Annotated in this window: 13 protein-coding genes; 9 read left to right on the top strand and 4 right to left on the bottom strand. The window is 31.4% G+C overall.

What is annotated here, in order from left to right; genetic code table 11:
* Positions 1 to 23: 23 nt before the first annotated feature.
* Complete coding sequence (locus ACKVOD_RS10715; RefSeq protein WP_409209462.1) at positions 24 to 836, bottom strand: rhomboid family intramembrane serine protease; 813 nt, start codon at positions 834 to 836, stop codon at positions 24 to 26.
* Entirely contained in the window at positions 833 to 2,683 is a 1,851-nt protein-coding gene (mutL, locus tag ACKVOD_RS10710; RefSeq protein WP_409209461.1) for a DNA mismatch repair endonuclease MutL, read from the bottom strand. The genes ACKVOD_RS10715 and mutL overlap by 4 nt, the downstream gene beginning before the upstream one ends.
* Before the next feature lie 217 nt (positions 2,684 to 2,900).
* Here mutL and ACKVOD_RS10705 point away from each other — a divergent pair, with 217 nt between their 5' ends.
* Positions 2,901 to 3,584 carry a hypothetical protein gene (locus ACKVOD_RS10705; protein WP_409209460.1) on the top strand — a complete coding sequence of 228 codons (684 nt, stop codon included), beginning with the start codon at positions 2,901 to 2,903 and terminating at the stop codon, positions 3,582 to 3,584.
* Between the two features lie 119 nt (positions 3,585 to 3,703).
* Here the strand turns inward: ACKVOD_RS10705 and ribH are convergent, their stop codons facing one another.
* Both ribH and ACKVOD_RS10695 read right to left on the bottom strand, forming a co-directional pair.
* Positions 3,704 to 4,273, bottom strand: a complete 570-nt coding sequence (gene ribH, locus ACKVOD_RS10700; protein ID WP_409209459.1) for a 6,7-dimethyl-8-ribityllumazine synthase — start codon at positions 4,271 to 4,273, stop codon at positions 3,704 to 3,706.
* Positions 4,274 to 4,336: 63 nt separating this feature from the next.
* Positions 4,337 to 5,125 carry a tetratricopeptide repeat protein gene (locus tag ACKVOD_RS10695; protein ID WP_409209458.1) on the bottom strand — a complete coding sequence of 263 codons (789 nt, stop codon included), beginning with the start codon at positions 5,123 to 5,125 and terminating at the stop codon, positions 4,337 to 4,339.
* A gap of 133 nt (positions 5,126 to 5,258) precedes the next feature.
* Between ACKVOD_RS10695 and recF the strand changes: the two genes are divergently transcribed.
* The 8 genes from recF to ACKVOD_RS10655 form a co-directional block, all read left to right on the top strand.
* Positions 5,259 to 6,338, top strand: coding sequence for a DNA replication/repair protein RecF (gene recF, locus ACKVOD_RS10690; protein ID WP_409209457.1), 1,080 nt, complete (start codon positions 5,259 to 5,261; stop codon positions 6,336 to 6,338).
* A gap of 83 nt (positions 6,339 to 6,421) precedes the next feature.
* Positions 6,422 to 7,096 (top strand): DUF2461 domain-containing protein, encoded by a 675-nt coding sequence (locus ACKVOD_RS10685; protein ID WP_409209456.1) that lies wholly within the window; start codon positions 6,422 to 6,424, stop codon positions 7,094 to 7,096.
* Positions 7,097 to 7,105: 9 nt separating this feature from the next.
* Positions 7,106 to 8,173, top strand: a complete 1,068-nt coding sequence (locus tag ACKVOD_RS10680) for a glycosyltransferase family 4 protein (RefSeq protein ID WP_409209455.1) — start codon at positions 7,106 to 7,108, stop codon at positions 8,171 to 8,173.
* 20 nt (positions 8,174 to 8,193) lie between these two features.
* Entirely contained in the window at positions 8,194 to 9,207 is a 1,014-nt protein-coding gene (gene murB, locus ACKVOD_RS10675) for a UDP-N-acetylmuramate dehydrogenase (protein WP_409209454.1), read from the top strand.
* Positions 9,208 to 9,329: 122 nt separating this feature from the next.
* The gene (locus ACKVOD_RS10670) at positions 9,330 to 10,436 is read left to right on the top strand and encodes a glycosyltransferase (protein ID WP_409209453.1); all 1,107 of its coding nucleotides are present in this window, start codon (positions 9,330 to 9,332) and stop codon (positions 10,434 to 10,436) included.
* Positions 10,427 to 10,978 carry an RNA polymerase sigma factor gene (locus ACKVOD_RS10665; RefSeq protein ID WP_409209452.1) on the top strand — a complete coding sequence of 184 codons (552 nt, stop codon included), beginning with the start codon at positions 10,427 to 10,429 and terminating at the stop codon, positions 10,976 to 10,978. The genes ACKVOD_RS10670 and ACKVOD_RS10665 overlap by 10 nt, the downstream gene beginning before the upstream one ends.
* 125 nt (positions 10,979 to 11,103) lie before the next feature.
* Positions 11,104 to 11,919, top strand: coding sequence for an energy transducer TonB (locus ACKVOD_RS10660; protein ID WP_409209451.1), 816 nt, complete (start codon positions 11,104 to 11,106; stop codon positions 11,917 to 11,919).
* Between the two features lie 129 nt (positions 11,920 to 12,048).
* A partial coding sequence (locus ACKVOD_RS10655) for a hypothetical protein (RefSeq protein WP_409209450.1) occupies positions 12,049 to 12,368 on the top strand: 320 nt, incomplete at its 3' end.

Genomic DNA, 12,368 nt, shown 5'->3' with positions numbered 1-12,368 from the left:
AATCTTATATCTGAAATCTGGACTTAATTCCAACGCTTATTATTAAAATCATTTTTCTTCCAAAACCACATCATAATAAACCCTGTTATAGCTCCACCAATATGAGCAAAATGTGCAATTCCTGTACTTCCTGCACCAAAAATTGACCCGCCTTTAAATCCTAAAAACAAATCGATGGCTAAAAGTCCTGGCACAAAATACTTAGCCTTTATAGGAACTGGAATAAATAATAATGCTAACTCAGCATTAGGTATTAAAAATGCAAATGCAACCAGCAAACCATATATAGCTCCCGAAGCTCCTATTACTGTTGACTTTACCATCATTGAAGCTTGTGCAATACTGTTAAATTGTTCTTGACTACATTTCACTCTCTCTAAAATAGTATTAATTTCACCCGAAATCATTTTTCCTTTTTCGTCAAAAAGAATACTGTAATCGGCATTTAATAATTGATGAATTTCAGAAGCAGATAAATTTAAACTAGCAACATCAGATAATAATGAGTGGATTTCATAATAATTGACTCCGACATGTAACAAAGCCGCTCCCAATCCACAAGAAATATAAAAAAATAAGAGTTTTTTTCCTCCCCAAAATTGTTCTAAAGTACTACCGAAAGAATATAGTGCTAACATATTAAATAAAACATGAGAAATATTAGGAAATGGAGCATGCATAAACATATGAGTTATTAGCTGCCAACCCCTAAAGCTATTATTTTCAGGGTAAACAAGGGCAAATAAATCATAAGAAACTGGCACTAATTGAGAACCAATAAAAAAGATGATATTTATAATTAATAGTTGTTTTACAACCGGTGTAACATTCATCATAAGGCAAATTTTTTGTCTAAATCTTCCACACGCATCGTGATGAAAGTTGGTTTATGAAATGGAGAAACATTAGGATCTTTACAGGCAAAAAGACCATTGACCAAATTCTCTTGTTCTTTTTGAGTTAAATAAGTACCTGTTTTTATAGCTAAACTTCGCGCCATAGATTTGGCAATCGTATCATTCTGGCTATAACTAGATTCAGGAATACCATCTTGCAAATCGCTAAATAATTTTTCTAAAACGACTGAAGCTTCAGTTTCAGAAACATTGATAGGTAATCCCGAAATGACAATACTATCACTATTTGTTTCTTCAAACACAAAACCTGTATTTGTTAATGGGGGTTTTAATTCTTCAATTAATAACATTTCACTTTTTGAAAAATACAAATGTAACGGAAATAACAATTGCTGACTTGAAGCCAAATTAAACGTAATATTTGATAGAAATTGTTCATACAAAATACGTTGGTGTGCTCGTTGTTGATCTACAATAATCATCCCTGATTTTATGGGGTTAACAATATACTTTTTATGAATCTGGTGGGTTTTGTGAACTAATTGCTCTACATCGTCACTATCAAATAAGGATGAGCTTACCTCTTCATTATTAAATGAAATAGTGTCTAATTCTGGATTATTGCTATTCAGATTTACGTACAAACTTTCCCAATTAGCGGTTAATTCTTGCTTTTTGTGTGTTGAATTGGCAAAATGTTTATTGGGTTTGTCTTGTTCAGAAAACGGATTAAAACCACCATCTAATTTAATTTTTGGTGCTTCAACTTCCAAATTTTTATAATGATAAGGAATATCTAAGTTTGAATCACGTTCAAAGTCTAATATTGGTGCAACATTAAACTGTCCCAAACTATGCTTTATTGAAGCACGTAGCATGGCATACAATGCAGATTCATCATCAAACTTAATTTCTGTCTTAGTAGGATGAATATTAATATCTATCGAATTAGGAGGCACTTGAAGATATAAATAATAACTAGGTTGCGCACCGTCTTTCAAAATCCCTTCATAAGCTGACATTACAGCATGATGTAAATACCCACTTTTAATAAATCGATCATTCACAAAGAAGAATTGTTCGCCTCTATTTCTTTTTGCAAACTCAGGTTTACCCACAAAGCCTTGAATGGTTAGGATTTCGGTTTCTTCATTCACCGGAACTAGCTTTTCATTTGTTTTTCCTGAAAAAACAGCTACAATACGCTGTCTTAAGCTAGAAGGTGGCAAGTTAAACATCTCACTTCCATTATGATAAAATGTGAAATAGATATTAGGATGTGCCAAGGCAACACGATGAAATTCATCAATTACATGGCGGTATTCAACGGTATCCGATTTTAAAAAATTACGACGAGCCGGTATATTAAAAAATAAATTTTTGACCGAAAATGAAGTTCCTTTTGGCAAAACTGCTACATCTTGAGAAACAAACTTACTGCCTTCGATTACAATATGTGTTCCTAGTTCCTCTTGGTCTTGTTTGGATTTCAACTCAACATGTGCAATGGCAGCGATAGAGGCTAAAGCTTCACCACGAAATCCTTTTGTGTTTAAAGTAAATAAATCTTCAGCATTACGAATTTTTGAAGTGGCATGCCTTTCAAAACACAAACGAGCATCTGTAACACTCATTCCTAAACCATTATCAATGACCTGAACTAATGATTTTCCAGCATCTTTAATAATTAATTTAATATCAGTTGCTCTGGCATCAACAGCATTTTCGAGTAATTCCTTAACTACCGAAGCTGGTCGCTGCACGACTTCTCCAGCAGCAATTTGATTGGCAACATGATCAGGAAGTAATTGAATAATACTCGACATTTTTAGATTTTAGATTACAGATTTTAGATTACAGATTTTTAATCCTAAGCCCAAAGTTTACAAATTTAAGTAATTTCTATTGGGATTTATAGCATAATTAATTCAATAAAAAAAATAAAAATTTTTTAATGAATTTTAGCACAAAAACCGTACATTTCAAAAAACACCAGTACGCCAAAAAGGGTAAAATAGAGTAGGCAATTAAATCTAATTAATTATGAAAAAATTTAAAGTAATTTATTCGCTTATGTTGTTGCTTACACTAGCCTTTTCTAGCTGTAGTAAAGATGATGATGCCAGTTCTGACACAACTACCTTAACATCGGCTGATTTAACTGCAAAAATACCTTCTAGCCTACAAACAAAATCACCAGAGACTTCGGATGAAATTAATTATATGATTGCTATGATGGCTATTAGAGAGGGATTTACAAATTCTAGACCCGCATCAAGAACTACTAGCAAAACTACTGGAGACACTACCTGGGTTTATGAAGGATATACCATTACTTATACTGGTAATACTAGTGCTACCCAGTATTTATATAGCTATACAGTAAAACAAAATAACGTAATCTTTTATACCATTAATGGGTGGGAAAACATAGATGGATCTGCAGGACATTGGGTACTAAATTTAAGTACTAATGTGACTTCTGGTGTAGCTATGAATATTGATTTTGACTGGGTTAAAAACAGCTCAAATGACTATAATTTAGACATGCTTATAACCTCAGGGCTAGAATCATATAATCTAATAGCTAATATTTATAACAATGGTTCTGGAGATTTAAAAGGTTATGAAGGTACAGATCTTATATTTAAATCTAATTGGAATTCAAATGGTAATGGTCAGTATATTGACTATTACACAACACCGCCTACCACCACTAATTTTTAATTTTTGAAAATCTAGAATAGTACATTAAAAAAACTCTTGCTTTTTTATTTTACAAAAAGCAAGAGTTTTTTTAATTTTGAATTTCTTGTCTTAAAAAGTAATATTGATTTAAAAAAAAACTATTCCTCTAATAATGGTAGACCTTCTATCTGCAATGGACTTGATGATAATAAAGGCTGATTTTTTATCTGATGACTTATTGAGGCTTGTTGTCTTAAATAAGCCATTTTTATTGCAGCAATTGCCGCTTCAGTTCCTTTGTTTCCGTGAACACCTCCACTCCTATCGATAGATTGTTGCATGGTATTATCGGTAAGAACACAAAAAATAACAGGAATATCAGTTTGTACATTCAAATCTTTGATGCCTTGGGTAACGCCTTCGCAAACAAAATCAAAATGTTTGGTTTGCCCTTGAATCACACAACCTATAACAATTACGGCATCTACATTTTGAGTTTGAAGCATTTTTTTTGCTCCATAAATAAGCTCAAAACTACCCGGAACATTCCATCTGATGATATGTTCAGCAGGTACTTCGTTTTCTAAAAATCCTGAAATTGCACCATTAAAAAGCCCTTCGGTTATGGTGTCATTCCATTCAGAAACAACAATCCCAAACCGAAAATTTTTCGCGTTTGGGATTGTGTTTTTATCGTATTCGGATAAGTTTTTATGTATCGTTGCCATCTTTTTATTTAAAATTACAAAATAAATTTGATAATAATAATTTTACTAGCAACTTAAATTAATTTATTGTGCTAAACCAATTAAAACATCAATAGAAGCAGCTTCAGGGGTTGCATCAAAATTGTCTTTTATATCAGTAAAATATTTTAATGCATCTTCTTTTTTACCTAATGCCAAAGCTGTTTTACCAGCTTTCAACAAGAAACGCGGCGTAGTAAAATCATTTTTATTTGATTCAGCTGCTGCTAAATAATTTTCAAGAGCTTCGTTAGGTTGCTTCTTTTGAGCATAAGCATCACCTATAGCTCCTTTCGCTAGAGCACTTAATATGGCATCTTCAGATTTGAATTTCCCTAAATAATCAATTGCTTCAGTGTATTTACCTGTGTTTAAATAGGCAATACCCGCATAATAATTGGCTAAATTACCTGCAGCAGTTCCTGAATATTTATCAGCTATTTCAACAAAACCTATTCCACCTTTAGCTCCTTTCAATGAAACTGCATATAAGGAATCACTTGAAACTCCTTCGACAGCTTTTTGAAAACTTTGTTGCGCTTGGAACATATCATTTGAAGCTTCTTCTTGTTGAGGCGCTACAATTAGTTTTTGATAGGCTAAATAACCTACAGTAATTAAGGCAATAGCTGCTACAAATCCAATAATTATTTTTTGGTTTCTAGCTACAAAATCTTCTGTTTTTGATGCGGTCTCGTCTAAAGCCGAAAACACACCTGCTGTAGTACTGCTTTTTTCAAGTTCTTTTATATCAATATTATTATTTGTTTCGACCCCTTCAGAAACTTCTTTTTCTTTTGGTGCTCTATATCCTCTTTTATTATAAGTTGCCATTACATTTTTATATTAGTGAGTGGCAAAAATATAATTTTTATTCAAATCTAAAACCTCTTTTGTCGATATTTTTCAATAATTTGCACCCAATAAAAAAAAAGAGACAAAATCTCAATAATACCAAGCCTTTCAAATGCATTTAAAAAAAATTTCACTTTTTAATTATAAAAACTTTTCCGAGGTAAATTATGAATTTGTTAGCAAAATAAACTGTTTCGTTGGGAAAAACGGGATAGGAAAAACGAACGCTTTAGATGCCATTTACCATCTAGCCACTGGAAAAAGTTATTTTAATCCACAGGCAGTACAAAACATAAAACATGGAGAAGAATTTTTTGTTATTGATGGTGAATTTGAAATCAATGACCGAAACGAACAAATTGTTTGCAGTTTAAAAAAAGGTCAAAAAAAAGTATTAAAACGCAACAGTAAAATTTACGAAAAATTCTCGGAGCATATTGGTTTTATTCCTTTGGTTATTATTTCTCCTTCAGATAGCGATTTGATTATTGAGGGAAGCGAAACCAGACGTAAATTTATGGATGGCGTTATTTCACAGTTGGATTCTGAGTATCTTAAACAACTAATACAATACCAAAAAATAATGAGTCAACGCAATGCTTTATTAAAGTATTTTGCGGTGAATTATGTTTTTGAAACTGATACACTTTCTATTTATAATGAACAACTCGATGGTTATGCTGGCTATCTTTTTGAAAAAAGAAAAGAATTTATAAATCAGTTTATTCCAATCTTCAACAAACACCATCAAGCCATTACTGGATCTGAAGAAACAGTACAATTAATATATCAAAGTCATTTATTCGATAATAATTTACTAACTCTTTTAGAAGAAAACATTACTAGAGATAGAGCTTTACATTATACCAGTGTTGGAATTCATAAAGATGATTTATCTTTTGAAATTGACCACCATCCGATAAAGAAATTTGGCTCACAAGGACAACAAAAATCGTTTTTGATTGCGCTGAAACTAGCCCAATTTGAATTTATAAAAAACCAATGTGGACTAAAACCGATTTTGCTTTTTGATGATATTTTTGACAAACTTGATGAATTTCGGGTAGCCAAAATCGTTGAAATGGTGAATAGCGATACTTTTGGACAATTATTTATTTCAGATACGCATCCCGAAAGAACCGAAAATATTGTGAAATCGACGCATCAGATTTATAAAATTTTTAATTTGTAGCATTTTTTTGCCGTTTATTAATTTCCAATTCCAAATGAAATTTTATTATTTTAGCCTAAATAATATCTAAATTCGAATTCATTATGCTTTCAAAAGACAGCTTACAATTTCTTGATGATTTAAAAGCAAATAACAATCGGGATTGGTTTCTAGAAAATAAAAAGAGATACGAAGTTTTTAAAAAAGACTACCATCAATTAGTAGCTCATATTCTTGATACTATGAAACCACTTGATCCTTCGTTAGAAATGCTCGAAGTCAAGAATTGTACCTTTAGAATTAATCGTGATATTCGATTTTCAAAAGACAAATCACCTTATAAAGACCATTTAGGAGTTTGGTTATCAAGTGGTTACAAAGGAAATAATCGTGCAGGATATTATATTCATATTGCAAAGCAAACTAGTTTTATCGCTGGTGGATTTTATTGTCCTGAATCCCAAGATTTAAAAAAAATACGCAAAGAAATAGCTTATTTTTATGAAGATTTAGATGAAATAATAGCTGCTAAAAATTTCAAAAAAATATTTGGTGATTTTGATAGAAACGAAACTAATGTTCTCAAAAACCCGCCTCGTGGTTATGAAAAAGAACATCCTGCCATTGAATACCTAAAATTAAAAAGCTTCGAGACCTCTCAGAAATTTAATATCGAAGAAATTCTTGAAAACGATTTTGTTTCTAAAGCGTGTCAGAAATTAATCCTTTTGAAACCTTTAAACGATTTCATGAATCGTGCCTTAACTGCTGACGAATAATTCATACAAATGAAAAAAAGAAAAATACTTTTTCTGGGTGAAACATATCGTGCCGATGCTATAACTTGGATGAATGGTTTGAAAGAGTTTGGCGATTTTGACATTATTACATGGGAATTAAAAACTCCCAACAAAACTTTTTTCAGTCGACTTTTACGGGTTTTAGAATATTGTTTTGCACCATTTCAAATTCAAAAATTAATACGATTACAACAACCCAATATGATTATTGCCGAAAGAACAACAAGTTATGGTTTTTTGGCAGCATTAACCGGAGTAAAACCAATTGCTATTGCCCAACAAGGCAGAACCGATTTATGGCCAGAAAATGGAATCTCAATTCCCTTAAAAAAAATGATTCAACGGTATGCCTTTAAGAAAGCGGACTTAATTCATGCTTGGGGTCCTGTAATGACCGTTTCTATGAAAGCCATGGGAGTTGATATGAATAAAGTATTAGTATTGCCAAAAGGAATTGATGTTACAAAATTTGCAAATAAAAAGCATAACCCTTCCCATAAAATAACGGCAATCGTGACTCGCTCTTTAATGCCTGAATACCGACATAATACGATACTAAAAGCTTTTGGAATTTTGAACCAAAAAGGAATAGATTTCAAATTAACCATTGTAGGTGACGGAATACTTAACTCTTCTTTAAAAGTATTAGCTCAAGAACTCGATATCGAAAACAAAGTTGAATTCACTGGTTTAATTCCAAACACAAAATTACCAGAGGTATTACAACAATCCATTTTTTATATTAGCATGCCTATTACCGAAGGGCTTTCGGCTTCATTGTTTGAAGCGATGGCATCAAATTGTTATCCAATAGTAACTGATATAATTGCTAATAAAAGTTGGATTGAACATCGAAAAAACGGTCAATTAATAACTATTGACGATTCAAAAATGTTGGCTGATGAGATTCTTTGGGCATTCGAAAATAAAGAACATCGGATAAATGCTGTTTCTCAAAACAGAAAATTTGTTGAAAATCATGTAAACTATACCATTAATATGAAAATCATAGCCGATAAATACCACGAATTGATTGACTTGTCAAAACTAAATTAATCAAACATCCCTACTATTTTATGGAAATTCAAACTCATTTTTCTTTAAAAAAATTCAACACTTTTGGTATAGAAGCTAGTGCAAAACAATTTGTAGCCGTACAAAATGTATTAGAATTAAAAACTATTTTGATAGAAAACAATACTGAAAAAAAGTTTATACTTGGCGGAGGTAGTAATATGCTGTTGACTAAAGATATTGATGCTTTGGTAATTCATATTGATTTGAAGGGTAAAAAAGTCATTTCCGAAAACGAAGACTTTGTTTGGGTCGAGTCTCAAGCTGGTGAAAACTGGCATGAATTTGTATTATGGACTATCGAAAATGATTTTGGCGGACTCGAAAACATGTCACTTATACCTGGTAATGTTGGAACAACACCCGTTCAAAACATTGGTGCCTATGGAGCAGAAATAAAAGACACTTTTATTTCTTGTGAAGCCATTCGGATAGATAATCAAAACATAAAGACATTTACCAATTCCGAATGTCATTTTGGCTATAGAGAAAGCATATTTAAAAACGAAGTTAAAGATCAGTATATTATCACTTCGGTAGTTTTTAAACTAACCAAACGAAATCACATTATTAATATTTCTTATGGAGATATTAGTGGAGAGTTAGCAAAAGCAAATATCATAAATCCAACTATAATAGATGTTAGCAATGCTGTTATTGCTATTCGCCAAAGCAAGTTACCAGACCCAAAAGAATTGGGCAATAGTGGAAGCTTTTTTAAAAATCCAATTCTTTTAAAAACTGATTTCGAAAAAATTCATCAAAAATTTCCAGAAATGAAATATTTTGAAATTTCCCCAACTGAAGTTAAAGTTCCTGCAGGTTGGCTTATTGAGCAAGCGGGTTTTAAAGGAAAACGTTTTGGCGATGCCGGAATACATAAAAATCAAGCCTTGGTACTCGTAAATTATGGTAATGCAACAGGCCAAGAAATTTTGAATATTTCTAAAAACATCCAAGAAACGATATTCAAAACCTATGGTATTCAAATAGAAGCCGAAGTAAATGTAATTTAGATTTTGAAATTATTTTTTAAAAAACTAATTTTCAAATGAGGATGAATATTTAAGATTTGATAATTATATTTGCACTCCCGTCCCGAAGTTTCGGGATCGGGATTAAAAAAAGCCAAAATCAAATGTTGACTATTACTTTTTACTTTTTTATTTTTATTGTTGCCATTCAACTTTTTTATTATTTAGTAGTATTCGGGAAATTTTCATTTGCTAAAGCCCAAAAATCAACTCCAAAAAAAATTGGAATCTCTGTAATTGTTTGTGCCAAAAATGAAGCAGATAATGTGATAGCGTTTATTCCGTTACTAGCGGAACAAGAGTACCCAAATTTTGAAATTATACTAATTGATGATGCTTCGAGCGATCATACGCTAGAAATTTTTGAAGGATTCGAAAAACAATATCCCAATATACGATTAGTCAAAGTAGAAAACAATGAAGCATTTTGGGGAAACAAAAAATATGCCTTGACCCTAGGAATAAAAGCTTCTAAAAAAGACTATCTATTATTTACCGATGCCGATTGCTATCCAAATTCTAAAGATTGGATTACTCAAATGAGTTCACAATTTACTATGAACAAAACCATTGTTTTGGGTTATGGTGCTCATGAAAAAATAGCGGGTTCCTTTCTCAATAAAATTATCCGTTTTGAAACCATGCTGACCGCAATTCAATATTTTTCTTGGTCGAAAATGGGATATCCATATATGGGAGTTGGTCGAAATTTAGCCTATAAAAAAGAAGAGTTTTTTAATGTTAGAGGATTTATAGATCATATAAAAATTAGATCAGGAGATGATGATTTATTTATCAATCAGGTAGCTACTAATAAAAACACAACCATTTGTTATGCTCCTGAAAGTTTTACCTATTCAAAACCAAAAACTACTTTTAAGGATTGGTTTAATCAAAAAAGAAGGCATCTTACTACCTCAGAATTTTACAAACCATTGGACAAGATTAGATTAACAGTGTTTTATGTATCACAGTTGTTCTTTGTGCTATTAGCCATCATTCTATTAGCATTTCAATACCAGTGGATAGCAGTAGCGAGTATAATTGTTTTTCGCTATCTGTTTTCATGGATTACTTTAGGTTTTGCCTCGGGAAAATTAAAAGAAAAAGATGTTATGTTTTGGTTTCCAATAATTGAAATAGTAGTTATCTTCACTCAATTCAATATCTTTATCACTAATATTTTCTCAAAACCAGTCCATTGGAAATAAATTCTCAAATAGAAAACGCTAAAAATGGAGACCAAACTGCCTTTACTTTTCTATTGAATTTTTATTGGAATGATGTTTATGGTTTTATGCTCAAACGCACTGAGAATGAAACCACTGCCGAAGATATTACCATTGAAACCTTTTCGAAAGCTTTTGACAAAATAGCTAGTTATAACCCTGAATTTCAGTTCAACACTTGGTTAATTGCTATTGCCAAAAATGTTCATATTGATTTATTACGAAAAAATAAATCCAGCTTATTTATTGAAATCAGCGATGACGAGAACCGGCAAGCCTACAACATTGCTGACACAAGTCCATCGGCAGAAGATGAATTAATCATAGAACAAAATCTTTCTAGATTACTACAATTTATCAAAGTACTCAAACCACATTACCAAGAAGTGATACAGTTACGCTATTTTCAAGAATTGAGTTATCAAGAAATAGCCAATAAAATTAACGAACCTTTGAGTAATGTTAAAATAAAATTACTTCGCGCTAAAAAATTATTGGCAGAGATTATTCAGGAAAATCGTTGATTTATTTAAAATAAGCTACACTAAAATTCCCAATTTATTCATAATAAAATCATCTAACTTCTCGTTATAGAACAAAACAGCTTTTTTATGATTTGAAAATACTTAACCCATAAACTATATGAATTATGTCAAAATTAAGTATTTACGAAACCGGCTGGATTAATCTAGTATTCGAAAACAGAAACAAAGAGTATGGAGCGTATCAATTGCGCCAAGATTATGTAAAATCTTCTTTAACTGCTCTATTTATTGGTGTTTTACTAGTGACTTCATTAGGATTACTCTTAAAATTTACTTTGTCATCTCAAAACCTAACAAAACCTGAGATTGCAATCCCGCCAACTATTGATAATGTACTAACAGTTACAAGAGTATATATTACTGAAAGAAAAAAAAATATCTTACCAGAAGTAAAAAGTCAAACTACTGAAGTGCCAATTACAAAAGACAACTTAATAAATCCAAAAATTGTTCATTCTACAGAACCTTTGCCTGAAATCACAACCAACAAGGAGCTTACTAATCAATCTACAACTGCATCAGATGCTCAAGGAACAACAGCAATAAATCCTTACTCAGGCTCAAGTGGTGGAGAGTTTAATAAACCATCAGACTTTGGAAATACTGTTGTTAAAGCCACTGCCTTAGATAAACTGCCTGAATTTCCCGGTGGTATTTCAAAATTCTACTCCTATGTAGGCACTAATTTTGAAAAACCAGAAATAGAAAACTCAGAATCTATTCGAGTAATAGTAAATTTCATTATTGAAAAAGATGGTAGCATGACAGATATTCAAGTAAGAAATAATCCAGGTTATGGATTAGCGAAAGAGGCCATTCGAGTTTTGAAATCGTTAAAAACCAAATGGACTCCTGGTATTATAAATTCAAAAGCAGTTAGAACAGCTTATAGCTTGCCTATTTCGATTCAATTAGATTAATTTAACTGCTTTACATTTCATTATAGCAGCGCTTTTGCGCTGCTATTTTTATATTATCAATATGTAAATTAATTACACTATAAACTTAACATTTAAACAAAATAAGTATAAATCTAAAAACAAAAAAACATGAAAAACATCAAATCATTATCAAAAAAAATCGGTAGTTCTATAAAGAACAAGTCTTTGTATTTAGGTGTTTTGATTAGCACAATATTAATTACATCAAATTGCTATTCGAAAAATAAATTTACAAATCACAAAACCGCCTTAAAGTCAATTGAAATAAACAATTTAGATACCATCAAAAAAAGAAAAACTATTAGTTTAAAACAACAAAACAATAACGAAAGGTTAATTGTTAAACTAAACGAATTAGAGAAACTAGCCGAATTTCCTGGAGGAATGGAAAAATTCTATAAAAAAGTAAGCGAAAATTTAGACGCTTC

Source organism: Flavobacterium sp., assembly GCF_046155325.1.
Classification (GTDB): domain Bacteria; phylum Bacteroidota; class Bacteroidia; order Flavobacteriales; family Flavobacteriaceae; genus Flavobacterium.
This window is presented reverse-complemented; position numbering and strand designations above follow the sequence as displayed.

Bases quoted from the DNA above. Each gene is read 5' to 3' on its own strand.
- mutL (WP_409209461.1), bottom strand. From the start codon at position 2,683: ATGTCGAGTATTATTCAATTACTTCCTGATCATGTTGCCAATCAAATT.
- recF (WP_409209457.1), top strand. From the start codon at position 5,259: ATGCATTTAAAAAAAATTTCACTTTTTAATTATAAAAACTTTTCCGAG.
- ACKVOD_RS10680 (WP_409209455.1), top strand. From the start codon at position 7,106: ATGAAAAAAAGAAAAATACTTTTTCTGGGTGAAACATATCGTGCCGAT.
- ribH (WP_409209459.1), bottom strand. From the start codon at position 4,273: ATGGCAACGATACATAAAAACTTATCCGAATACGATAAAAACACAATC.
- ACKVOD_RS10705 (WP_409209460.1), top strand. From the start codon at position 2,901: ATGAAAAAATTTAAAGTAATTTATTCGCTTATGTTGTTGCTTACACTA.
- ACKVOD_RS10685 (WP_409209456.1), top strand. From the start codon at position 6,422: ATGCTTTCAAAAGACAGCTTACAATTTCTTGATGATTTAAAAGCAAAT.
- ACKVOD_RS10660 (WP_409209451.1), top strand. From the start codon at position 11,104: ATGTCAAAATTAAGTATTTACGAAACCGGCTGGATTAATCTAGTATTC.
- murB (WP_409209454.1), top strand. From the start codon at position 8,194: ATGGAAATTCAAACTCATTTTTCTTTAAAAAAATTCAACACTTTTGGT.
- ACKVOD_RS10715 (WP_409209462.1), bottom strand. From the start codon at position 836: ATGATGAATGTTACACCGGTTGTAAAACAACTATTAATTATAAATATC.
- ACKVOD_RS10695 (WP_409209458.1), bottom strand. From the start codon at position 5,125: ATGGCAACTTATAATAAAAGAGGATATAGAGCACCAAAAGAAAAAGAA.
- ACKVOD_RS10670 (WP_409209453.1), top strand. From the start codon at position 9,330: ATGTTGACTATTACTTTTTACTTTTTTATTTTTATTGTTGCCATTCAA.